22 protein-coding genes are annotated in these 21,427 nt (G+C 66.2%); 12 read left to right on the top strand and 10 right to left on the bottom strand.

Features of this window, described 5'->3' with window-relative positions; translation table 11 throughout:
* Window positions 1–71: 71 nt before the first annotated feature.
* From AC5RVY_RS02970 to AC5RVY_RS02960, 3 genes are read left to right on the top strand one after another with little or no spacing between them, the layout of a single operon-like run.
* Window positions 72–1,298, top strand: coding sequence for a thiolase family protein (locus AC5RVY_RS02970; RefSeq protein WP_493953202.1), 1,227 nt, complete (start codon window positions 72–74; stop codon window positions 1,296–1,298).
* Window positions 1,298–2,125 carry an enoyl-CoA hydratase/isomerase family protein gene (locus AC5RVY_RS02965; protein ID WP_493953201.1) on the top strand — a complete coding sequence of 276 codons (828 nt, stop codon included), beginning with the start codon at window positions 1,298–1,300 and terminating at the stop codon, window positions 2,123–2,125. Before AC5RVY_RS02970 ends, AC5RVY_RS02965 begins: the two co-directional genes overlap by 1 nt.
* Window positions 2,122–2,994 carry a 3-hydroxyacyl-CoA dehydrogenase family protein gene (locus tag AC5RVY_RS02960; protein WP_493953200.1) on the top strand — a complete coding sequence of 291 codons (873 nt, stop codon included), beginning with the start codon at window positions 2,122–2,124 and terminating at the stop codon, window positions 2,992–2,994. The genes AC5RVY_RS02965 and AC5RVY_RS02960 overlap by 4 nt, the downstream gene beginning before the upstream one ends.
* Before the next feature lie 9 nt (window positions 2,995–3,003).
* Here AC5RVY_RS02960 and AC5RVY_RS02955 read toward each other — a convergent pair whose 3' ends face one another.
* Complete coding sequence (locus AC5RVY_RS02955) at window positions 3,004–3,237, bottom strand: DUF6480 family protein (RefSeq protein WP_493953199.1); 234 nt, start codon at window positions 3,235–3,237, stop codon at window positions 3,004–3,006.
* Between the two features lie 68 nt (window positions 3,238–3,305).
* Between AC5RVY_RS02955 and AC5RVY_RS02950 the strand changes: the two genes are divergently transcribed.
* Window positions 3,306–3,914, top strand: coding sequence for a GNAT family N-acetyltransferase (locus tag AC5RVY_RS02950; RefSeq protein WP_493953198.1), 609 nt, complete (start codon window positions 3,306–3,308; stop codon window positions 3,912–3,914).
* A gap of 3 nt (window positions 3,915–3,917) precedes the next feature.
* Here the strand turns inward: AC5RVY_RS02950 and AC5RVY_RS02945 are convergent, their stop codons facing one another.
* Window positions 3,918–4,640 carry an SGNH/GDSL hydrolase family protein gene (locus AC5RVY_RS02945; protein ID WP_493953197.1) on the bottom strand — a complete coding sequence of 241 codons (723 nt, stop codon included), beginning with the start codon at window positions 4,638–4,640 and terminating at the stop codon, window positions 3,918–3,920.
* Between the two features lie 274 nt (window positions 4,641–4,914).
* On the opposite strand from AC5RVY_RS02945, the gene AC5RVY_RS02940 reads away from it, so the two are divergent.
* Together AC5RVY_RS02940 and AC5RVY_RS02935 are read left to right on the top strand one after the other, a co-directional pair.
* Window positions 4,915–5,634 (top strand): tyrosine-protein phosphatase, encoded by a 720-nt coding sequence (locus tag AC5RVY_RS02940; protein ID WP_493953196.1) that lies wholly within the window; start codon window positions 4,915–4,917, stop codon window positions 5,632–5,634.
* Window positions 5,631–7,838 (top strand): S1 family peptidase, encoded by a 2,208-nt coding sequence (locus AC5RVY_RS02935; protein ID WP_493953195.1) that lies wholly within the window; start codon window positions 5,631–5,633, stop codon window positions 7,836–7,838. Before AC5RVY_RS02940 ends, AC5RVY_RS02935 begins: the two co-directional genes overlap by 4 nt.
* 60 nt (window positions 7,839–7,898) lie before the next feature.
* On the opposite strand, the gene AC5RVY_RS02930 is transcribed toward AC5RVY_RS02935, so the two are convergent.
* Entirely contained in the window at window positions 7,899–8,342 is a 444-nt protein-coding gene (locus AC5RVY_RS02930; RefSeq protein ID WP_493953194.1) for a PaaI family thioesterase, read from the bottom strand.
* A 146-nt stretch (window positions 8,343–8,488) separates the two neighbouring features.
* On the opposite strand from AC5RVY_RS02930, the gene paaZ reads away from it, so the two are divergent.
* Window positions 8,489–10,600 (top strand): phenylacetic acid degradation bifunctional protein PaaZ, encoded by a 2,112-nt coding sequence (gene paaZ / locus AC5RVY_RS02925; RefSeq protein ID WP_493953193.1) that lies wholly within the window; start codon window positions 8,489–8,491, stop codon window positions 10,598–10,600.
* A gap of 143 nt (window positions 10,601–10,743) precedes the next feature.
* A complete protein-coding gene (locus AC5RVY_RS02920; RefSeq protein ID WP_493953192.1) occupies window positions 10,744–11,151 on the top strand; it encodes a VOC family protein in 408 nt (135 codons plus the stop codon).
* Window positions 11,152–11,229: 78 nt separating this feature from the next.
* On the opposite strand, the gene AC5RVY_RS02915 is transcribed toward AC5RVY_RS02920, so the two are convergent.
* The 5 genes from AC5RVY_RS02915 to AC5RVY_RS02895 form a co-directional block, all read right to left on the bottom strand.
* Complete coding sequence (locus AC5RVY_RS02915; RefSeq protein WP_493953191.1) at window positions 11,230–11,535, bottom strand: hypothetical protein; 306 nt, start codon at window positions 11,533–11,535, stop codon at window positions 11,230–11,232.
* Window positions 11,536–11,561: 26 nt separating this feature from the next.
* Window positions 11,562–12,692, bottom strand: coding sequence for a S1C family serine protease (locus AC5RVY_RS02910; RefSeq protein WP_493953190.1), 1,131 nt, complete (start codon window positions 12,690–12,692; stop codon window positions 11,562–11,564).
* 94 nt (window positions 12,693–12,786) lie between these two features.
* The gene (locus AC5RVY_RS02905) at window positions 12,787–13,404 is read right to left on the bottom strand and encodes a TetR/AcrR family transcriptional regulator (RefSeq protein ID WP_493953189.1); all 618 of its coding nucleotides are present in this window, start codon (window positions 13,402–13,404) and stop codon (window positions 12,787–12,789) included.
* 89 nt (window positions 13,405–13,493) lie between these two features.
* Entirely contained in the window at window positions 13,494–14,852 is a 1,359-nt protein-coding gene (gene paaK, locus AC5RVY_RS02900) for a phenylacetate--CoA ligase PaaK (RefSeq protein ID WP_493953188.1), read from the bottom strand.
* Between the two features lie 8 nt (window positions 14,853–14,860).
* Window positions 14,861–15,322: a hotdog fold thioesterase gene (locus AC5RVY_RS02895; protein WP_493953187.1), complete on the bottom strand. Its 462-nt coding sequence runs from the start codon at window positions 15,320–15,322 to the stop codon at window positions 14,861–14,863.
* 245 nt (window positions 15,323–15,567) lie between these two features.
* Here AC5RVY_RS02895 and pta point away from each other — a divergent pair, with 245 nt between their 5' ends.
* From pta to AC5RVY_RS02880, 3 genes are all read left to right on the top strand, one after another.
* Complete coding sequence (gene pta / locus AC5RVY_RS02890; RefSeq protein ID WP_493953186.1) at window positions 15,568–17,646, top strand: phosphate acetyltransferase; 2,079 nt, start codon at window positions 15,568–15,570, stop codon at window positions 17,644–17,646.
* 97 nt (window positions 17,647–17,743) lie between these two features.
* The gene (locus AC5RVY_RS02885) at window positions 17,744–18,124 is read left to right on the top strand and encodes a cupredoxin domain-containing protein (RefSeq protein ID WP_493953185.1); all 381 of its coding nucleotides are present in this window, start codon (window positions 17,744–17,746) and stop codon (window positions 18,122–18,124) included.
* A complete protein-coding gene (locus tag AC5RVY_RS02880) occupies window positions 18,121–18,552 on the top strand; it encodes a hypothetical protein (RefSeq protein WP_493953184.1) in 432 nt (143 codons plus the stop codon). Before AC5RVY_RS02885 ends, AC5RVY_RS02880 begins: the two co-directional genes overlap by 4 nt.
* A gap of 111 nt (window positions 18,553–18,663) precedes the next feature.
* Here AC5RVY_RS02880 and AC5RVY_RS02875 read toward each other — a convergent pair whose 3' ends face one another.
* On the bottom strand, window positions 18,664–18,957 hold the full coding sequence (locus AC5RVY_RS02875) for a hypothetical protein (RefSeq protein WP_493953183.1): 294 nt from the start codon (window positions 18,955–18,957) through the stop codon (window positions 18,664–18,666).
* A gap of 138 nt (window positions 18,958–19,095) precedes the next feature.
* Between AC5RVY_RS02875 and AC5RVY_RS02870 the strand changes: the two genes are divergently transcribed.
* A complete protein-coding gene (locus AC5RVY_RS02870) occupies window positions 19,096–20,262 on the top strand; it encodes an acetate kinase (RefSeq protein WP_493953182.1) in 1,167 nt (388 codons plus the stop codon).
* Window positions 20,263–20,294: 32 nt separating this feature from the next.
* Here AC5RVY_RS02870 and AC5RVY_RS02865 read toward each other — a convergent pair whose 3' ends face one another.
* Entirely contained in the window at window positions 20,295–21,407 is a 1,113-nt protein-coding gene (locus tag AC5RVY_RS02865) for a TRAP transporter substrate-binding protein (RefSeq protein WP_493953181.1), read from the bottom strand.
* Window positions 21,408–21,427 lie beyond the last annotated feature (20 nt).

The following is a 21,427-nucleotide window of genomic DNA, read 5'->3' as shown; positions in this document are numbered from 1 at the left end:
ACGGTCGGTAAGTGCGCGGGGAGCCGCCGGCCGCAGATGACAGTGTTGTTTATCGCGTGAAGGGTGTTTCCATGGCTGCAACCGCAGGTCCGCAGGCTTTCCTTGTTGGCGGGGTCCGAACGCCGGTGGGCAAATACGGCGGCGCGTTGTCGTCGATCCGCCCGGATGACCTCGCCGCCCTGGTGATCCGGGAAGCGGTGAACCGGGCCGGCCTTGATCCGGACAGCATTGATGAAGTGATCCTGGGCAACGCCAACGGGGCGGGCGAGGAAAACCGAAACGTGGCGCGGATGGCCACCCTGCTCGCAGGACTGCCCCTCCACATCCCGGGCATTACGGTCAACCGCCTCTGTTCCTCCGGCCTCAGCGCCATCATCCAGGCAAGCCACATGATCAAGGCCGGCGCCGCGGACATCGTGATCGCCGGCGGGGTTGAATCCATGAGCCGTGCTCCCTGGGTCCAGGAGAAACCGACCGCTGCCTTTGCCAAACCCGGCCAGATCTTCGATACCTCCATCGGCTGGCGCTTCACCAACCCCCGCTTCCACAAGGGCGAGCTGTCCCGGGACGGCAAAATGACCTACGCGATGCCGGAAACCGCAGAGGAAGTGGCGCGCGTGGACAGCATTTCCCGTGAGGACGCCGACGCCTTCGCCGTCCGCTCCCACCAGCGCGCCCTGGACGCCATCGCTGCCGGCCGGTTCAAGGATGAGATCGTCCCCGTCACCGTCAAGACCCGCAAGTCCGAACACGTCGTGGACACAGACGAAGGCCCCCGCGAGGGCACCACCATGGACGTCCTGGCCGGACTGAAGCCCGTGACCCACGGCGGCAAGGTGGTCACAGCCGGCAACTCCTCGTCACTCAACGATGGCGCCTCCGCGATCATCGTTGCCTCCGAAGCAGCCATCGAACGGCTCGGCCTCACGCCCCGGGCCCGGATCCTCGACGGCGCGTCGGCCGGCTGCGAACCGGAAATCATGGGCATCGGCCCCGTGCCGGCCACACAGAAAATCCTGAAGCGGACCGGCCTCAGCGTAGGCGACCTTGACGCCGTCGAACTTAATGAAGCGTTTGCCACGCAGTCCCTGGCCTGCATCCGCCGGCTGGGCCTGGAAGCGGACATTGTGAATAACGACGGCGGCGCCATCGCTTTGGGGCACCCGCTGGGTTCCAGCGGGGCACGGATTGCCATCACGCTGCTGGGGCGGATGGAGCGTGAGGATGCCAAGGTGGGCCTGGCCACGATGTGCATCGGTGTGGGCCAGGGTACGGCGATGCTGCTGGAGAAGGTCTGATGGCGGACGCTGTGGACCTGGCGGCGGAGAAGTTCCATGCCCTGCTGGTGGAGGAGCGCTCCGACCGGGTGGTGGTGCTCCTCAACCGCCCTGAGGTGCGTAACGCCATCGACCAGCAGATGGTGGATGAACTCCATCTGGTCTGTGCGGCCCTGGAGCAGAATCCGAAGGTACTGATCATCGCGGGTGTGGATGGTGTCTTCGCTTCCGGTGCGGACATAGCCCAGCTGCGCGAGCGGCGCCGGGATGACGCCCTGCAGGGGATCAACTCCACGATTTTTGTACGGATCGCGAAGCTGCCGATGCCGGTTATCGCGGCTCTGGACGGATACTGCCTGGGAGGCGGGGCGGAGCTCGCCTACGCAGCCGATTTCCGGATCGGGACCCCCAACGTCCGGATTGGCAACCCCGAAACGGGGCTGGGCATCCTCGCCGCCGCCGGTGCCAGCTGGCGGCTCAAGGAACTGGTGGGGGAGCCGGTAGCCAAGCAGCTCCTCCTCGCCGGGCGGGTTCTTGGCGCGGACGAAGCCCTCGCCGTGAACCTCATTGCGGGGATCCACGAGCCCGCAGAACTGCTGGGCGCGGCACATGACCTGGCGGACCGGATCGGCCGGCAGGACCCTTTGGCGGTCCGGATCACCAAGTCCGTGTTCCACGCCCCGGCAGAGTCGCACCCCTTGATTGATCAGCTGGCCCAGGGGATCCTCTTTGAATCCGAGGCCAAGTTCGACCGGATGCAGAAATTCCTCGACAGGAATGCCGGCAAGAAGGCCAATAAGACTACTGGCGCGAATACCGGCGCCGAGACCGGAGACAAGATTTCATGAGCACACCGCAACTTTCCACTGGCCTGCCGTCGCGGGTGGGTGTCCTCGGCGGTGGGCGCATGGGTGCCGGCATTGCCCACGCCTTCCTGGTGAAGGGTGCCGATGTTCTGGTCATTGAGCGCGACGAGCAATCGGCAGAGGCAGCGCGTGAGCGGGTCGAATCGGCCACGGCCAAGAGCATCGAGCGCGGGTCCGTGGATGCCACCATGGACGAGCTGGTGTCACGGCTGAAGGTGGGCGTGGATTATGACGCCTTCAAGGACCGGCAGCTGGTGGTTGAGGCGGTGCCGGAGGACTGGGACCTCAAAGTGACGGCGCTGCGCGGGATAGAGGAGCGGTTGGCGGATGAGGCGTACCTGGCGTCCAACACGTCGTCCTTGTCCGTAAGCGGGCTGGCCGGTGAGCTGAAGCGGCCGCAAAATTTCGTGGGCCTGCATTTCTTCAACCCGGTTCCGGCATCCACACTCATCGAAGTGGTGCTCGGGACGCGCACGTCTCCCGGACTCGCGGCCGCGGCGAAAGGGTGGGTGGAGGCACTCGGCAAGACCGCCGTCGTCGTCAACGATGCTCCCGGGTTCGCGTCCTCGCGGCTGGGCGTGGCCATCGCGCTGGAAGCGATGCGCATGGTGGAGGAGGGCGTGGCGTCGGCGGAAGACATCGACGCTGCCATGGTCCTTGGCTACAAGCACCCCACCGGGCCGCTGAAAACCACCGACATCGTGGGGCTGGACGTCCGGCTGGGCATTGCCGAATACCTGCACTCCACCCTGGGTGAACGCTTCGCACCGCCGCAGATCCTCAAGGACAAGGTGGCAAGGGGCGAGCTGGGGCGCAAAACCGGGAAGGGTTTTTTCGACTGGCCCAGCTAGGACACCGCGTCAGTCGAACATCCCCACGATGTAGCCGACGAAGTAGAGGAGCGACAGCAGGACCACCACCGCGATCGCACCGATCACGATGAACTGCGTGCCCCTCTTCGTGCCATGCTCGTCATGGCCCTGCGTGGTGGTCGTCGAAGCTTCACCCGGCGGCGTTTCCCCCGGCGGGACTCCACCGCCCGGCTCCAGGCCGGTCAGCTTGTCATCCTCCGGGTCCGGATTGTGTCCTGACATGTCATCTCCTTCGTTTGCGGGTCCCTGGTCTCCTCCCCGGCGCAAGGGGTTGGACCTAGGCTGGTGCAGTGACTTTCCTTGAACCCCTTACCCTGACCGGACGCCATGTAATCCTCGAGCCGCTTTCCGGTCATCACCACGACGGTCTGGTTGAGGCGGCCAGCGACGGCGAGCTGTGGCGGCTCTGGTACACCTCGGTGCCGGCTCCGGAGGGGATGGCGGCGGAGATTGAGCGGCGGCTCGCCCTGCAGGAGCAGGGCTCCATGCTGCCGTTCACCACCCGGTTGATCGATCCCGCCACCGGTGGGCCGGGCAGGATCATCGGGATGACCACGTATATGAATGTCGACGCCGGAACTCCCCGTGTGGAGATCGGTTCCACCTGGAATGCCGCCTCCGTACAAGGGACCGGAACGAACCCGGACTCCAAGCTGCTGCTCCTGCAGCACGCCTTTGAGGTGCTGGGCTGCCCGGCGGTGGAGTTCCGGACGCACTGGCTCAACCACCAGTCGCGCGAAGCCATTGCCCGGCTTGGTGCGAAGCAGGACGGTGTGCTCCGCAACCACTCCAGGACCCGCGACGGAATCCTCCGCGACACCGTGGTCTTCTCCATCCTTGAGCACGAATGGCCCATGGTCCGCGCCGGGCTCGAATACCGGCTGGTCCGGCGCGGGTAGGGGCTAGTTGTAGAAGCCCTCGCTGTAGATCGCGGCGAAGTACGCCTGGTAGCCCTCGGCGTTGGGGTGGAGATTTTCGAAGCTGTTCGGGGCAGCCGGGTGAACGTTGAAGTTGATCCAGGAGTCGTTGTTCGTCAAGTTGATGCCATGGCCCGCGAACTCGTCCGTGACGTCGACGTACTCCGTTCCAGTGGCTTCGGCGGCGGCCTCGATAGTGGCGTTCAGCTCGGACACCAGGAGATTGGCTTGACTGATGAAGACAGACGTCGGATTGGTTGGATCGAAAGGGACCGGATCGAAGAGGTAGGGGTACCCGGTGAGCACAATCTCGGCCTTTGGCGCGGCGCCCTTCACGGCTTCGATCATGGTGACAAGGTCCTGGAGCAGAAGTCCGCTCGCAATCTTGGCTCGAGCCTCAGCGATGGAGCCGAAACACGCCGGACCGGCGGCAGGATCGATCAGAGCGGGGCCGCAAGCAGCAGCGAGGGTCCGGAAGCCTAAGTTATTGCCGCCAGCCGTGATGGTGACAAGGTCGGTCTTCTTGTCGAGCAGGGCGAGCTGGGTTTGCACCACTTGCTGAGTCGTAGCTCCGCCGCACGCCACGTTTGTGACGTCCCTGACGGATTTCAGATCGTCCGCGAGTTGGGAGTAGGCGTTTGCACTACGGACGCAGTCTTCTATCGCGTACGATCCACCTCCGATTCCGGCCGCATAGGAGTCTCCCAAGGCGACCTAGTCTTGGACTGTGCGTGCCTGCGCAGGAGCGGCGAGACTCAACGTCATTGCAAAAGCGGCGAGAGCTGCAGCAAAAGCCGAGTGCCGTCGTCGTACTGTACTGGCCATGGGTTCTCCTTTGAACATCAACTGTGGGCGTGCGAAGTCGGTAGGTGTCACCGTACGCCTGCGGGCAGCACCGGTCACTGAACCTGAGTACCCGTTTTCCTTCCCATGTCACTGCACGTGACGTGCACCCCTGTGACGCGTGTGATTAGCTGTGCGGATGAAGAGAGCGGACGGGTCCATGGACTGGGATGGTGCTGTCAACGCGTGGCATGTGGCTGGCGGGGTTTACCGTATGGGGCGGCGCGAGTGGCTGACCGAGGCGGGGTGGCGGCAGGCGTACGACGACGGCGTCCGCACCGTAATCGACCTCCGAAACGCTGCGGAGGCGCGGCGCCGGGACAGTGACCCTTTGGTGGTGGAGTCCGCCTTGGCAGGAATCACAGTGGTGTCCGCGCCCACCGAACAACCGGACGATGTGCGCTTCACGGAATTGGCTGGCCCCTACCTTAACGATCCTGCCTACTACGCCGACAACGCCCGGCTTTTCCCCGAAAAGCTCGCTGGTGTTTTCCAGGCGCTCGCGGCAGCATCCCAGCGCGGGGATGTGGTGCTGCATTGCGCCGCCGGCAGGGACCGCAGCGGCATGGTGGCAGCCATGGTGCAGGACCTGGCAGGGGACTCCGACCAGGACATCGCGGACGGTTACCGGCGGGCGGCCCGCGGCATCAATGAGCGCTACCGTACGCACGGCCCGCCGCATGCCCGCGAACGCTACGTTGAGGAGCACGAACTGGCCCCACTGCTTGAGCAGCGCGGGAACGCCGTGGTGGCGTTTGTGCGCGGCCTGGACACGGCGAAGTTCCTGCTTCGCAACGGCCTCACCGCGACCGAACTGGATGCCGTGCGGTCCCTCTGCGGAGCCGGGGTATCCCGGTGACGCCGGGCGGTGTGCAGCGCATGCTGGCGGCCGGCGCGGCTGCCGGGTTGCTTGCGGCCTCCGGTTACGCCGTGGCTCCGGCGTGGGCTAATGACGAGCCCGGGCTGCCGGAACCTTCGGCAACCGTCAGGGCTTCCAATGGCTCCGGCCTGTCCGCGGCTGCCCTTGAGGAAGCCGTGGCCCGCGATCTTGGCCTAACTCCGGCGGAGTTCGCCGCCGCGGGCGAGCTGGGTACCCGGGCGGCAGAGGTGGCAGGGCAACTGCGGGACGTTCCGGGATTTGTGGGGGTCAGGTTGCAGGATGCCCGGATTGTTGTGTCCGGCTCCGGCGAGAAACTGCTGGCGGCAGTGGCAGTGCTTTCGCAGACCGTCCCTGCTTTGGCAGTGGAGGACCCCGTCACCGCGGAGGAGGCTGAGGCGCTCCCTGGGACCGCTGCCCAGCCCCGCGGTTCCGAACTGGCGGTCAGCACGGAACAGCTTTTCCAGGCCTATGTCCGCGAGGTGGGCACGGAGGGCCTGCAGGCAGTGGTGTCCACGGGCGGGAAATTTGTCATCCGCACCGGCGGCATCAACACTCCGGAGTCAACGGAGAACGCAGCTAACGGCGAAACTGCGGCTGCGTCCACCAGCAGCGGGCCCGCGGGGGCCGGCACTGCGGCTGCTGTGAAAGCGGAGACCGGCAGGAAGTCGCCGGCCGAGTTCGTCTCACGTTTTGCGAACGTGGAGCTCGACGGCGGCGCTCTACTCGCGCCCGAAGCGGACGTCCCCGGGGGAGTTGGCTACTTCGCCGACACCGGCTGGTTCTGCTCCACCGGCTTTTCCGCATTCGACCCGGCCGGGCTGCCGGCGGTCCTCACCGCAGGGCATTGCGCTTCAGATGGTGCTGCCCGGACCGCCACGCTTGAATTCCAGTTCAATCCCATCGGGCTCCTGGGCAGGTTTGGTTTCAGCCAGTTCGGGGGCCCAGGTAACTCATGGGTAGTCGATCCCAACACTCCCATAGGCCCGGATAATACTGCCCTTACGGACCCCGGCAACGTGGGAACGGATATCGCCGTGGTGGAGTCCCTCCGTCCCGACTTGGACCCGCTTCCAGCAGCCAGCACGTGGGGCGACGCATCGCAGCCGGAACCTGACGTCAAGATCATTGGCACGGCAGATCCCGTGGCCGGAATGCCGGTATGCCGTTCGGGCAGGACCTCCGCCTGGTCCTGCGGCACAGTGGATGCAGTGGGAATCTTCATTGTTCCCGGCCCGACATATGTAGAGCCAACTAATCCCACCGATCCCCCTGAGCCCCTGGACCTCAGGGCATTCCGCGGGTTCCTGTCATACGGCGTCCAGTCCAGTGGCGGAGACTCCGGCGGCCCATACGTCAGCGGTAACTACGCGGTGGGTACCCATTCAGCCGGCGATACCCCGGACAAGCAGGGCAACGTCATCCAGAATTTCGCGGTCGCGGCCACCCTGAGCGACAGCATGTCCGTCCTACCCGGGTACCAGCTGGAGCTTTTCCTCAACAAGCCGGTGCTGACCTCGCCGCTGCCAGGTGCCGCCTACGAACCCGGACAGGTCATCAACGGCAATGTCCCGGCAGCCCCCGCCGCGGCAGTTGCGGCCGGTTCGAAAGTCCGGATCACCCTTCAAGGACAAGAGCCCTTTGATGTTGCTGTCGACGCTGACGGCAACTGGAGCTTCCCCGCTCCCGGGGGCAACGGACCGCTCCGGTTTACTGCCGAAACGGTGAACGGGTTCAGCACCTCCGGCGCCAGCAGCTTCGAGCTCGGAGAAGTTGCATCGGCTGAACCAACACCGCCGCCGCCTGCTCCAGCGGAGTCTGCTCCGGCCAGCCCCGCTCCCGCTGAACCGGACCCTGCTCCCGCTGAACCGGACCCTGCTCCGGCGGATCCTGGCCCCGCTGACGCCGCTCCCGCCGCTCCCGCTGACCCGGCCCCGCTGGTACCGCCGGCACCCGCGAACGACCCGACCGCCGTCGTCGTCATCCCACCAGTCAGCCCTCCCGCTGACCTGGCGGACACGTCCGGCGACCGAACAGACACCGGTGACCGAAAAGACACCGGCGTCCTGGCCTTCACCGGATCCTCCTCCCTGCTTCCCGCGGGAGCCGCTGCCGCAGGCGCGATCGTCGTCGGCGGCGTCCTGATGGTGCTGGTCCGCCGTCGGAGGCAACGCACGGGCAAATGATCTGCCAGTTATCGTCGTCAAAAGCGATGGATGACGACGATAACTGGCAGGGCAACGGCGTTATTTGTGGCGCCTCATCAGCAGGTTGGTGATGCGGAGGGTGCACAGCCGCTGGCCGGCCTCGTTGGTGATGACCACCTCGTGCGTGGTGAGCGTGCCGCCCAGGTGAATGGGGGTTGCAGTGATAGTCACCTGGCCCTCGCGCGCCGAGCGGTGGTGGGTGGCGGAAACGTCCACGCCCACCGCCGTCTTGCCCATCGTGCTGGCATGGATCACCGCTGCCCAGGACCCCACGGCTTCGCCGACGGCAAGGGACGCGCCACCATGCAGCAACCCGAAGGACTGCCTGTTCCCCTCCACAGGCATGGTGGCCACCACCCGTTCGACGGACTCCTCCAGGATCTTGACACCCATCTTTTCGTCGAGCTCGCCGAGGGTGATCTTCCACAGCTCATGCGCAGACGGCTGGTCCTCGGCGGCGTCCTTCGCTGATGTGGTGCTCATACGTTCTCCTTCTGGGCGGGCATTTCAGTCCTGGCCTTCTAGTGTGCAGCATGGCACTTCATGTATGGTGAATATATTACCGAACGGACGGTCAGTAATCATTGCCCGCCGAAGTATGCCCCCTTTGTTGGAAGGACACGTCAACGATGACCACCACCGCCACAGCTCCCCAGGCCACGGTCGACACCGTGGAGACAGTGCCCAGCTACATCATGGATGCATGGTGGACGCCCGACGACGGCGCCGCGGGTTCCGCCGTTCCCGTCCGTGACGCGAGCACCGGAGAGATCCTGGCCAAGGTGAGCACGGAGGGGCTGGACCTGGGCGCCGTGGTTGAGTACGGGCGCACCACCGGCCAGGCCGAACTCGGCCAGCTGACCTTCCACCAGCGGGCCCTCAAGCTCAAGGAACTGGCGCAGTACCTCAACGCCCGGCGCGAACACTTCTACACCTACTCTGCGCAGACGGGTGCCACCAAGGTCGATTCCATGATCGACATCGACGGCGGCATCGGCGTCCTGTTTACTTTCGGTTCCAAGGGCCGGCGCGAACTGCCCAACTCGCAGGTGGTGGTGGACGGGCCCATGGAGGTGCTGTCCAAGGACGGATCCTTCGCCGGCGAGCACATCTACACCCGCATCCCCGGTGTGGCCGTGCAGATCAACGCGTTCAACTTTCCAGTCTGGGGCATGCTGGAGAAGTTCGCGCCTGCCTTCATCGCCGGCGTCCCCACCATCGTCAAACCGGCCACACCCACCGGCTACGTGGCAGCGGCCGTGGTCAAAGCCATCGTCGAATCCAACATCCTGCCCAAGGGCTCGCTGCAGCTGATTTCCGGCTCGGTCCGCGGACTGCTGGACGTCCTGGACTACCGGGACCTCGTGGCCTTCACCGGCTCCGCCTCCACCGCGCTGTCCTTGAAGTCCCACCCCAACGTGGTCCAGGGCGGCGTCCGTTTCACGTCCGAAACCGACTCACTCAACGCCGCCATCCTCGGCCCCGACGCGGTGGAGGGAACGCCGGAATTCGACGCATTCGTGAAATCCGTGGTCACCGAAATGACGGCCAAGGCCGGGCAGAAGTGCACTGCCATCCGCCGCGCCATCGTGCCGCAGGAGCTGGTCCCGGCCGTGTCCGCCGCCGTCGGCAAGCGCATCAGAGAATGCATTGTCCTCGGCGACCCCCGCGCAGACGGTGTCACCATGGGCGCGCTCGCCTCCGTGGAGCAGCTCAACGACGTCCGCGCGGCCGTGCAGTCCATGCTCGACGCCGGCGGTGAGCTTGCCTACGGAACCCTCGAATCGCCGTCGGTCACCTCTGCCGATGGATCCACGGGCGTGGCCGACGGCGGGGCGTTTATGGCGCCCGTCCTGCTGAGCTGGCCGGACCCGGAGGCAGAGGAAGTCCACTCGCTGGAAGCGTTCGGTCCTGTTTCGTCGGTCATCGGGTACAAAGACCTTCCCGACGCCGTCCGCCTCGCCGCCCGCGGCAGCGGCTCCCTGGTCGCCTCGGTCTGCACCAACGATCCCGCGGTTGCCCGCGAACTGGTCACCGGGATCGCAGCCCACCACGGCCGGGTCCTCATGCTCAACCGCGAGGACGCCCGCAGCTCCACCGGCCACGGCTCACCGGTGCCGCACCTGGTCCACGGCGGTCCCGGCCGGGCAGGCGGCGGCGAGGAACTGGGCGGCATCCGTTCGGTGATGCACCACATGCAGCGCACCGCGATCCAGGGCTCGCCCAACATGCTCACCGCCGTCACCGGCGTGTGGCACGCCGGAGCGGACCGCAACTTCACGGTCGACACTGAGGGGACCCATCCGTTCCGGAAGTCCCTGGCGACGCTGCGGATTGGCGACGCCGTCCGCTCCGACCTGCGCCAGGTCACCTTGGAGGACATCACCGCTTTCGCCAACTCCACCGGCGATACGTTCTACGCCCACACAAATGAGGAAGCCGCGGAGGCCAATCCGTTTTTCCCGGGCATCGTGGCGCACGGCTACCTCCTGCTGGCCTGGGGTGCGGGACTCTTTGTGGAGCCGGCGCCGGGGCCCGTCCTGGCCAACTACGGCCTGGAGAACCTGCGCTTCATCACGCCGGTGGCCGCGGGCGACTCCATCCGGGTGACCCTGACCGCGAAGAAGATTACCCCGCGCGAAACGGACGAGTATGGTGAGGTGGCCTGGGACGCAGTCCTCACCAACCAGAACGACGAGATCGTGGCCACCTACGACGTCCTCACCCTGGTCGAAAAGTAACCCCACCCCCTGCCAGTTGCGCTATCACTTTTGGTCCCTAAAACCGCCGAATGGGGACCAAAAGTGATAGCGCATCCGGTGAAGGGGAGCAGGGGCTTTTCGGGCTGCCCGCGCGTAAAATTTTGCCCGTAGGAGGTGGCTAGATGAGCCTTAGATTGAACACAGTCACAACCGTCCTGCCAGTCGATGATCCGCAGCGCGCCCGCCGGTTCTATACCGAAAAACTCGGACTCCCGCACCGCGGCAAGACAGACGACGGTAGCGTACTCCTCGGCACCAACGGCGGCCCGATGCTGCAGCTGATGCCCGTCTCGGATGGCAAACATTCCGAGCACACGGCCCTGACCTTCGAGGTGACGGACATCGAAGGAACTGTCCGGGACATGGAAGCCAGGGGAGTGCAGTTCCAGGATTACGACCTGCCGAACCTTCGGACCGAGAACCACATCTGCACCACGGACTCGGAGAAGTGCGCCTGGTTCATGGATACGGAGCACAACATCCTGTGCGTCCACGAAACGCGCGGCGTCCAGGCCGAGTACGAACTCTGACGAACTAAAGACCCGCAGACAGCGGCAGGCGCGCCCCGGTGACCGGGACGCGCCTGCCGCCGTTCTAACGGGAAAGCGTCAGGATTCGGCGCCGCCGTGCAGGCCGTCATCGCTGCTGTCATCCTCTGGGCCCGTACCGCGGCCGCCCTCGCTGCGGTCGGACAAGTCCATGTTGCCGCGGGCCTCGTCCATGGTGGGGCCGCCGGAGGGGACGCTGTAGGTGTCCGGGCGGATGCCGTGGGACTGTTCCTCGATCAGCGCCTGCTCTTCGCTGAAGCGGATCGCGTTGGCCTCGTCTGCGGCGTCGCCGGGAACGTCCTCGCGGAGCTTGGACGGGTCCGGGATGATGAAGCCTGCGTCCGGTTCTTCCTTGGGGTGGCTCATGGTCCTACCTTCCTTTCGGGGTTTTACTACTGGGTGGGCCTGTCGATCAGGTCAGCTTTGAGCTCAAGGCTCTCGTCTCCGCGCTGGACTTTGAAACTCACGGTATCGCCGGGGTTGCGGTTCCGCAGTTCCGCGAGGAGCTTTTCGGGGGTATTCAGCTCCACTCCTTCCATGGATTCCAGGACGTCACCGGGCCGGATCCCGGCCCGCCCCGCGGGGCCGTCCTCGTCCACGGACAGGACTACGACGCCGGTACTCGCCTGAATGCCCAGCTGGTCCGCGATCTGGGGTGTGAGTTCGCCCGGGGTGAGTCCCAGATAGGCGTGTTCGGCGGTGCCGTCGGCAAGCAGTTCCTCCGCCACCTGGACGGCGGTGGCGGCGGGAATGGCAAAGCCCAGGGAGACTGCACCGGCCGACGGCGGAATGTACGCCTCGCTGATACCGATGATTTCACCGCGCATGTTGATCACGGCGCCGCCGGAATTGCCCGGACTGATCGGTGCGTCCGTCTGGATCAGGTCCACCAGGGACAGGCTGTTGGAGGCCGAGCCCGGGATGGCACGGTGCAGTCCGGAGATGATCCCGGCCGTCGCCGTGTTCTCGAAGCCCAGCGGGGAGCCGAGGACCAGGGCGCCTTCTCCGACCTTAGGCAGCGTGCTCTGGTAGGGGGGCTTGGGCAGGCCCTTCCGGTCCGCCTGGACCAGGGCCAGGTCGGTGACGGCGTCGCTCGCCTTGACCGTGCCCTGCACCCGCTGGCCGTCAGCGAAACCGACCTCCACCCGGCTGTTGCCCTTGATCACATGTTCGTTGGTCAGGATGAGCCCGTCCTCGGAATACACCACGCCGCTGCCCAGCCCGTCCTGGGTGAAGATGGTCACCACCGAAGGAGCCAGGTTCTCCACCAGTTGGGGAATTCCGCCGGCCGCGTCCGGCCCGGGGGCGGGATTGCTGGCGCCGGGTGCGGCGCTGGAGCCGGATGGAGTGCCCGCCGACGGCGAGCCGCTGCTGCCAGCCGTAGTGGCACCGGACGTTTCGCTCGGGGCTGGCGGAGCCTGGGATCCCGTGCAGGCAGTCAGGGTCAGGGAAGCTGCCAGCACCACGGCTCCGGCGAGGGTGCCGAGGCGGGCGGAATCGTGTAATTCCCGGCTGGTGCTCATGGGCTGACCTCCTGCGGATGCTGGCTGTCCTACCACCGTAGCCGGGCTTCAGCAGAAATACCAAGCACACTTAGTATTGGGGGGTCGGGAGAGTCTAGGGCTGGGAGTGCAGCCCGTCGAACGCCATGGTGATGACGTCGTCGGCAAGCCGTTGGGGGGAGAGGGAACCGCCCGGTTTGTACCATTCCACGATCGAGTTGATCATGCCGAAAAGAAGCCGGGTGACCGTCCGGGGATCGATGTCCTGGCGCAGCGAGCCCTCGTCCCGCGCCGCGGAGATGAGGCCGGCCACCTTGTGGTCGAAGGTGCGGCGACGTTCCAGCGCGTCACGTTCAATCTCGGTGTTGCCGCGCAGCCGCAGGAGCAGCGTGACGAACGGCAGCCGGTCCACGAGTACGGCTACGGTCTGCCGGAGCACAAACTCGAGCCGGGCATCAGCTGCCCCTGAGGTGGCCTCAGGCTGCTCCAGGATGGCCTCGAGCCCGCCCAGCGCGTGGTCCAGCGCGAGCTTGAGCAGATCGCCTTTGGACGGTACGTGGTGGTAGATCGCCGACTTCGAGATGCCCAGGTTGTCCGCCAGGATGCCCATTGACGTCGCGTCGTAGCCGTGCCGGTTGAAGACGTCCACGGCGATGCGCAGCACCGATTGCTGGTCGTATCCGGGGCGGCCGCGCTTGGTGCCGGTGCTTGCGGTTTCAGTGCTGCTGGGCATGGTGGCTAGTTTCTCATGAACGGTCGGTCGGCCGGCGCAGGGTCAACGGCAGGGGGCGGTCCGGCCAAGGCCATACCGCCCCCTGCCGGTCATCCCTTCGGCCGCAGGTCGTAGATCCGGCGCAGCTTGCCGTTGGACCGCTCCAGCGAGCCCGGCTCCACCACGTCCACCGTGCACGAAGAACCCACGTGGATCTTGATCTGTTCCTTCAAGGTGCGTGCCGCCGTCGTGCTTTGCTCCGGGCTGACGGCGTCCCGCCGTTCAATCCGGACGGTGAGCTGGTCCATCCGCTGGCCCTCGGGGCGGGTGAGTTCGAGCTGGAAGTGCGGGCTCAGTTCGGGGATGCGGAGCGCGATTTCCTCGATCTGGGACGGGAAGAGGTTCACGCCGCGCAGGATGATCATGTCGTCGCTGCGGCCGGTGATGCGGCCCATCCGCCGGTGCGCGGGACGGGCGCTGCCGGGCAGGAGCCGGGTGAGGTCCTTCGTGCGGTAGCGGATGATCGGCAGGGCTTCCTTGGTGAGCGACGTGAAGACCAGCTCGCCGTGTTCGCCGTCGCGCAGGACGTTTTCCTTGCCCACTACGGGATTGAAGGCATCGATGATTTCGGGGCGGAAGTGGTCCTCCCAGATGTGGCTGCCGTCCTGGGTTTCCACGGCCTCGCCGGCGACGCCCGGGCCCATCACCTCGGACAGGCCGTAGATGTCGCAGGCCTTGATGTTCATGGTGACTTCGAGTTCGTGCCGCATTTCCTGGGTCCACGGCTCGGCGCCCAGTACGGCGAACTTCAGCGAGGTGGAGGCTGGGTCGATGCCCATGTGGGCCATGGCATCCGCGATGGTCAGCAGGTAGGTGGGAGTGGCCAGGATGGCGTCCGGCTTGAAGTCCTGGATGAGCTGGATCTGGCGTTCGGTCTGTCCACCGGACATCGGGATGACGGTGCAGCCCAGCGCTTCGGCACCGGCGTGGGCGCCCAGGCCGCCGGTGAACAGGCCGTAGCCGTACGCGTTGTGGACCTTCATCCCGGGGCGGATGCCCGAGGCGCGGAAGCTGCGGGCCACGAGCTTGGCCCAGTCGGCCAGGTCCTGCTTGGTGTAGCCGACCACGGTGGGCCGGCCCGTGGTGCCCGAACTGGCGTGGATACGGGCTACTTCACTCTGCGGCACCGCGAACATGCCGAACGGGTATTCGGCGCGCAGGTCCTCCTTGGTGGTGAACGGGAAGTTGCCCAGGTCGCTCAGTTCGCGCAGGTCCGAGGGGTGGACGCCGGCGTCGTCGAACTTGCGCTTGTACAGGGGCACCCGCTCGTAGGCATAGGCCACGCTGTGCTGCAGCCGGCTGAGCTGCAGGGCTTCGAGCTCGTCGCGGGAGATGGTTTCCTCGCGGTCCAGGGTGGCATCTGTTGGGGCGGCCGCGGATGTGGGGGATTCGGGGGCGTGGAGGGTCATTGGGTTTCCTACTTCTTGGGGATGGTCCGGCTGCGGCCGCGGAACTCGGCGATAAGCTCACCCGGCGTTTCGGAATGCGGCTGGGAGCCGGCATCGGCAGCGAAAATCTGGATGTCGTACAGCCCGCTGCGGCCGGCGCTGGAGCGGCGGTCTGCGACGGCGGTGACCACCTGGCCGCGGTAGGCCGGCTTCAGGAAGTTGATGTCGACGCCGGCAGCCACGGTGATGTTCTTTTCCTCGCCGGGTGCCGGGTTGACCGGGTTGCAGGCCAGCGCGAAGGCCGTGTCCGCGAAGGCGAAGATCATTCCGCCGTGGGCCATGCCGAAGCCGTTGAGCATCTCCTGGCGGAGGGTCATTCGGATGGTGGCGTGTCCGTCGCTGAGGGACAGGACCTGGATTCCCATCCATTCGGAGGCGTAGTCGTTTTCCAGGATGGGGTGTATTTCCCCGGAAACTGTCGTTTCAGCCATGCGTCATTGCCTCCAGCTTTATTTACCGAATGTTCATTAGGTAATCCCATGAGGGGGTCCGGTGTCAAGGGCAGGGGAATCAGCGAGCAGTCCAGACCAGCCCAGTTTTTGCCGATTCAGAACCCAACCTTGGGACGCCTTAGGGCAGGACAGCCAAAAGCTGGGCTGGAGTGGATGGCAGGCGGCTCTGTGCGGTAAGTGCAAGGATGGAGTACCGGCACCAGCAGACCAGCAAAGGGCGGACCATGGCCAAAGGCATCTACGTCAGCGCAACCACCCCCGGCTCGGGCAAGTCCCTCGTGGCCCTGGGCCTGGCGGACACCCTGTACCGGCACGCGGACAGGATCGGTTTCTTCAAACCCGTGGTCCACGGCCCCGATGCGGCAAACGATCCCATGGTGGCCCTGATGAAGTCGCGGTTCGAGCTGGAGGATGAACGGTGCCGCGGCGGCCTCACCCACGAGGAAGTCCGGTCCCTGCTCGCCGAAGGGAAGCGGGCGGACATCGACTCCCGCTGCGTGGAGATCTTCGCCGAAATGTCCCGCCACTGCGATGTGGTGATCATCGAGGGGACCGACCTTACGGGCCAGGACGCCGCCGTCGAATTCGACTTGAACGCCCGCCTTGCCAACAACCTGGCGGCACCTGTTGTGGCGGTCGTGGGCGCGAAGGGGCGCACGGTGGCGGAAGCGGCGGCCGCCGTCGAGGTTGCCCGCAAGGAGCTCGTCGCGGAGAAGTGCGCCCTGCTGGCAATTATGGTGAACCGCGCCCACCCGGACGACGTGGAGTCAATCGCCGCAGCCGTGAAGCCCGGCGCTTCCAAACGACCGGTATACGTGTTGCCGGAGCTGGAGGAGATCGCCCGGCCCACCACCGGTGAGGTGGCCGCCGCGCTGGGTGTGCGGCAGATCGCCGGCCGGGCGGATATGGAACGCGATGTCCGCGATATCAAGGTGGCGGCCATGAATGTGGGCAACTTCCTGAACGTCCTGGACGAAGGCGCCCTGGTGATTGTGCCGGGCGACCGCGCGGATGTGATGGTGGCCTGCCTGGCGTCGTCCTTCTCGCCCGAGTTCCCGGTGGCATCGGCGCTGATCCTCACCGGTGGTCTGGCCCCTGACGCCAACATTTACCCGCTCCTGGCACAGGCACCGTTCCCGGTGTTCGCGGCCGGCGATGACACCTACACCACGGCCCGCCGCGTCTCGGAAGTGCGGAGCGAGATCTGGTCCGGGCACCGGCGCAAGGTGGCCTCGGCCCTGGGCCTCTGGTCCCGCACCGTGGACGAGGCTGAGCTGGTGGAACGGCTGCACCTGCCCCGGGCCGAACGCATGACCCCGTTGCGGTTCCTGCATGACCTCATCGAACGTGCGCGGTCCCAGCGCCGGCATGTGGTTCTCCCGGAGGGGACGGACGTGCGGATCCTGCGGGCGGCTGAAATCCTGCACCGGCGGGACGTTTGCGACCTGACTGTGCTGGGCCCGGAACTGGATGTGCGGGAGCTGGCGGCCGCGCGGGGCATCGACTTGTCCGGGATCAACATCGTGGACCCTGCCACGTCGGACCTCCGGCAGAAGTTCGCCGAGAAGTACTCCGAACTGCGGGCGCACAAGGGCGTGGACCTGGCCAAGGCGCTGGAGGTCATGCAGGACGTCAGTTACTTCGGCACCATGATGGTCCAGCTCGGCGTGGTGGACGGGATGGTGTCCGGGGCTGCCCACACCACGGCGCACACCATCCGGCCGGCGCTGGAGTTCGTTAAAACCCGCCCGGACGTGAAGATCGTGTCCTCCGTGTTCCTCATGCTCATGCCGGACCGGGTGCTGGTGTACGGGGACTGCGCGGTGAACCCGGACCCCAACGTGGAGCAGTTGGCGGACATTGCGCTGGCTTCGGCCGAGACCGCCGCCCAGTTCGGGGTGGAGCCGCGGGTGGCCATGCTGTCCTACTCCACCGGCGGCTCCGGCTCGGGCGAGGCGGTGGATGAGGTGCGGCAGGCCACCGAACTGGTGCGCCGGCGCCGCCCCGACCTCGCCGTGGAAGGGCCCATCCAGTACGACGCCGCCGTGGACGCTTCCATCGCCGAGTCCAAAATGCCCGGTTCCTCCGTTGCCGGGCAGGCCACGGTGTTCATCTTCCCGGACCTGAACACCGGCAACAACACCTACAAGGCGGTGCAGCAGAGCTCGGGGGCTGTCGCCGTCGGGCCGGTCCTGCAGGGGCTGCGGAAGCCGGTGAACGACCTCTCGCGCGGCTGCACTGTCGAGGACATCGTGAACACTGTTGCCATCACTGCCATCCAGGCGCAGGCTCCGGCTTTGTAGGATCATTTCGGCCCGCCAGCCCCCACCATTAGGCGCACAATTAGAGGGACGGGCGGGGACTTCCCGGCCTGGTTTCCGGCGTCAAGGGTGGTGCAGGATGAGGGCGGTTCGAGGCAAGGCGGCAGTGCTCCTGATGGCCGCGGTCCTGGTGGGCGGCTGCGCCCCCGGCGGCGGAGGCGGAACCGGGGCTGCACCGCCAGGAGGAGCCAGCACCGACGCAGCGCCGGAAGCGGCGGCGACCATCACCATCAAGGACTTCAACTATGGTGCGCCGCTGACGGTGGCACCCGGTGCGGTGGTGACGGTCAAGAACATGGACTCCGCCCCGCACACCGTCACAGCCGAAAAGAACAAGGTCTTTGACGTCGACCTCGCCGGCGGCGCAACGGGCACCTTCACGGCCCCCTCGCAACCCGGCACCTACGCCTACATCTGTGTGTACCACTCCAACATGAAAGGAACGCTGACGGTGAAATGAACATCACCCTGAGGGTGCTGACAGCCTTGGCGCTGTTCATCGACGCCGGAGTGCATATCATTCTGGCTCCGGGCTACCAGGCCGCGAACCCGGGCGGGATAGGGCAGGGCAACCTGTTCCTGCTCGAATCGGCTGCGGCGGTGCTGGTGGCGTTCTATGTCCTGATCCGGGGCAGCAAGCTCGCCTACGCCCTGGCCCTGGCAGTTGCATTGAGTGCCTTCGCTGCCGTGATGCTGTACCGCTATGTCGATATCCCGGCCTTCGGCCCGTTGCCCGCCATGTATGAGCCCGTGTGGTTCTTCGAGAAGACGCTCAGCGCTGTCGCCGAAGGCGTGGGAGCCGTGCTCGCGGCCATCGGCCTTGCCCGGGCGCCCGCCACACGGCGGGTACACGGCACTCCTGGGCCCGCACAGGGGCGTCCCGCCTGAGGTCCTCCCGCCGGTTGAGGCTGCCGCGACCAGGCGGGGTCCTGATTCCGGGGACACAACAAAGGCCGACGGCGGCACCCAGGCGGTGCCGCCGTCGTCCTTTCCGAGGGGTTAGCTGTTGTCCGGCTTGGCCAGGCTTTCGTCGTCCTCCTGCTTGGCAGGCTCGTCGGACAGTCCCTGCGGTGTCAGGTCGAGGTTCTCGGTGTTGTCCGGTGCCTCCGGAGAGTCCCCGGTCTCGGCTGCCTTGAGGCCGCCCGTGTCATCCAGGGCCGGGTTGGCACCCTCCACGCCGGTGGGATCTGACGTTCCGGACCTGCCGCCCTCGTGTGCGTTCAGAGGCGCCGTACTGCTGGACCCCGTGTTGGTGGGGTCGTTCTCGTCGATCTGGGTGGGCTCGCTTGTCATGAAGATGTCCTCTCGCCGTGGTCCAGCCTGTCCGCCGACTCTAGGCGCAGCCCGCGCCCGTCCGCAAGGAAAACGCCGAGCCGGCCGTGCCACCTATAGTGTGGTTTGAACTGCAAAAGCCAGGCTCAGGAGGCCCGTATGCTCGTGCTCGTCATCAATTCCGGCTCGTCCTCCCTCAAGTACCAGGTCCGTGACGTGGCCAACGGGAGCGTCCTCACCGAGGGGCTGATCGAAAAGATCGGCATGGGCAACGGTGGCGACGGGGACGGCGAAATCGAGGGCCCGCGGGACCACGCCGAGGCGCTGGAGCAGGTGGACGCGGCCATCCACCAGGAGCTGGGTGATCTCGAGCTGGCCGCCGTGGGGCACCGGGTAGTGCACGGCGGTGAGCGGTTTGCCGAGCCGGTCCTGATCGACAACGAGATCACCCGTGCCATCGAGCGCCTCAACCCGCTGGCGCCCCTGCACAACCCCGCCAACGTGCTGGGCATCCGGGCCATCACCAGGAAGTGGCCCAGCATGCCGCAGGTGGCCGTCTTCGATACCGCCTTCCACCGCACCCTCCCGGAGCAGGCCTGGCGGTACGCCGTCCCCGACGAGCTGTACACCAACCACGGCATCCGCCGTTACGGGTTCCACGGGACGTCCCATGAGTACGTCACCCGCCAGGCGGCAGCGCTGCTGGACCTGCCCGTGGAGGAGTTCGACGGCGTGATCGCCCACCTGGGCAACGGCGCCTCCGTCACGGCCATCCGCGGCGGCCGCTCCGTGGACACGTCCATGGGTTTCACGCCGTTGGAGGGCCTGGTGATGGGGACCCGCTCGGGTGACCTTGACCCTTCCATCCTGGTGTTCCTGGGCCGGGCCGGGTGGAGCCCCGAGGACCTGGACACCATGCTCAACCGTGAATCCGGGCTGAAGGGCCTGGCCGGGAACAACGACATGCGCTCCGTGGTGGAGGCGGCCGAGGCCGGTGACGCGAAGGCTGCCACCGCGCTCGCGGTCGCCTCCTACCGGCTGGCCAAGTACATCGGCGGCTACCACGTGGCCGTGGGCGGGGCCAAGGCCCTGGTCTTCACCGCCGGGATCGGCGAGAACTCACACCAGTTCCGCGCGCTCGTGGCGGAGAAGCTGGGTGCGCTGGGGGTGGAGCTCGACGGCGGCCTGAACGCTGCGCGGTCCAAGGAACCGCGCGTCATTTCCACGCCACAGTCTGCCCTCCCCGTCCTGGTGATTCCCACCGACGAGGAACGCGCCATCGCGGAGGCGACTGCCGCCGTCGTCTCTTCATCGGTTCCTTCCTGACGGTCCCGCTTCCAGAGCTGGCGCGTGTGCCGTCAGTAGGTGTCGTAGTCGCAGGGCGCGACGGCGGGCTCGGCTGGAGTCCTGGCGGCCAGATCGCGGATTGATGCTATGAGTTTCCGGGTGCCGGCGTCCTGTTCGAGAGCGCCATAGACCGGGGCTGCGGCCTCACGGAAGGCAGCCAGTTGTTGTTCGGTTGCCAGCACCACTCGGCCGCCGTCTTCGCAGTACTTCCGAGCCTCCGCCGCGAGCGGTGAGAGCAGTGCCACGGCCCATTCCCGGGTGTAGTCCGCCGCGTCCTGGAGAATCTGCTGCTCCGCGGCGGTGAGGGCATCCTTGGCCTTGTCATTGATCACCAGGGTGCTGATTTTCGAGTGGACCACCACATTACCTGTCGCGACCGCGTGCCCCGACCTGTTCAGCGCACCTGGCAAGTTGGAGGCATAGGCCATTGACGATTCGGCGCCGCCCACCGTTCCGTCTTCAACCCGATTGCCGAATTCCTGGTCGGCCAGATCCTGCGGCACCGCGCCGAGAGCCTCCAGGACAGCGAAGGTAGTGGCGGACAGGGGCGCCCTGACCACCTTCCCCTTGATGTCATCAGGCGTGAGGATCGGGGTGGTGAAGGAGAACAGCACCCGCGGCCCGTCAGGGAACAGGGCTAGCCCTGTGACGCCCACGTCCTTGAGGCCGGCCATCATGCCCTGTGCGTACTCGGGTTTGACGACTTCCCGGATGATGGCGCTGGACGTTACCAAAAACGGTGCGGAGAGGGCGCGGAAAGATAACACGCCTTCGGTATCCCACGTCCGGGCGGGAATTACCGCCATCTCCAGGTCGCCGGTCATCACCCGGTGCGCGACGAGTTGATCCCAGGCCCTCACTTCGTCGCCTCCGGCCCTAAAAACCGGCTCAATAGCGAGGCTTCCGCCGGATCGTTCCGCAACTTGCCGGGCAAATTCCTCGATCTGGCCGCGCGTAGGCACATTGCCATCATCCTGGGTCCCCACCCGGAGAACCTTGGCAGGAGCGGCTGTCGTCGCTGCCTGGGTTGGCTCCTCCGTGTTCTCCTCGTAGGTGCAGGCGGGAAGGGCCAGCAACATCACGAACCCCAGGGATCCGGCCCAACGCCCCACCGGCTTGACCATGGCAACGACCTTCCACGAAG

The organism is Arthrobacter sp. Ha26 (assembly GCF_059091705.1).
The sequence above is the reverse complement of the archived record's forward strand: the minus strand, read 5'-3'. Positions and strand labels throughout refer to the sequence as shown.

Coding starts and splice junctions, on each gene's coding strand:
- AC5RVY_RS02880 (WP_493953184.1), top strand. CDS start 18,121: ATGAACATCACCCTGAGGGTGCTGACAGCCTTGGCGCTGTTCATCGAC.
- AC5RVY_RS02870 (WP_493953182.1), top strand. CDS start 19,096: ATGCTCGTGCTCGTCATCAATTCCGGCTCGTCCTCCCTCAAGTACCAG.
- AC5RVY_RS02940 (WP_493953196.1), top strand. CDS start 4,915: ATGAAGAGAGCGGACGGGTCCATGGACTGGGATGGTGCTGTCAACGCG.
- AC5RVY_RS02970 (WP_493953202.1), top strand. CDS start 72: ATGGCTGCAACCGCAGGTCCGCAGGCTTTCCTTGTTGGCGGGGTCCGA.
- AC5RVY_RS02895 (WP_493953187.1), bottom strand. CDS start 15,322: ATGGCTGAAACGACAGTTTCCGGGGAAATACACCCCATCCTGGAAAAC.
- AC5RVY_RS02920 (WP_493953192.1), top strand. CDS start 10,744: ATGAGCCTTAGATTGAACACAGTCACAACCGTCCTGCCAGTCGATGAT.
- AC5RVY_RS02865 (WP_493953181.1), bottom strand. CDS start 21,407: ATGGTCAAGCCGGTGGGGCGTTGGGCCGGATCCCTGGGGTTCGTGATG.
- AC5RVY_RS02930 (WP_493953194.1), bottom strand. CDS start 8,342: ATGAGCACCACATCAGCGAAGGACGCCGCCGAGGACCAGCCGTCTGCG.
- AC5RVY_RS02955 (WP_493953199.1), bottom strand. CDS start 3,237: ATGTCAGGACACAATCCGGACCCGGAGGATGACAAGCTGACCGGCCTG.
- pta (WP_493953186.1), top strand. CDS start 15,568: ATGGCCAAAGGCATCTACGTCAGCGCAACCACCCCCGGCTCGGGCAAG.
- AC5RVY_RS02915 (WP_493953191.1), bottom strand. CDS start 11,535: ATGAGCCACCCCAAGGAAGAACCGGACGCAGGCTTCATCATCCCGGAC.
- AC5RVY_RS02965 (WP_493953201.1), top strand. CDS start 1,298: ATGGCGGACGCTGTGGACCTGGCGGCGGAGAAGTTCCATGCCCTGCTG.
- paaK (WP_493953188.1), bottom strand. CDS start 14,852: ATGACCCTCCACGCCCCCGAATCCCCCACATCCGCGGCCGCCCCAACA.
- AC5RVY_RS02905 (WP_493953189.1), bottom strand. CDS start 13,404: ATGCCCAGCAGCACTGAAACCGCAAGCACCGGCACCAAGCGCGGCCGC.
- AC5RVY_RS02875 (WP_493953183.1), bottom strand. CDS start 18,957: ATGACAAGCGAGCCCACCCAGATCGACGAGAACGACCCCACCAACACG.
- paaZ (WP_493953193.1), top strand. CDS start 8,489: ATGACCACCACCGCCACAGCTCCCCAGGCCACGGTCGACACCGTGGAG.
- AC5RVY_RS02885 (WP_493953185.1), top strand. CDS start 17,744: ATGAGGGCGGTTCGAGGCAAGGCGGCAGTGCTCCTGATGGCCGCGGTC.
- AC5RVY_RS02910 (WP_493953190.1), bottom strand. CDS start 12,692: ATGAGCACCAGCCGGGAATTACACGATTCCGCCCGCCTCGGCACCCTC.
- AC5RVY_RS02960 (WP_493953200.1), top strand. CDS start 2,122: ATGAGCACACCGCAACTTTCCACTGGCCTGCCGTCGCGGGTGGGTGTC.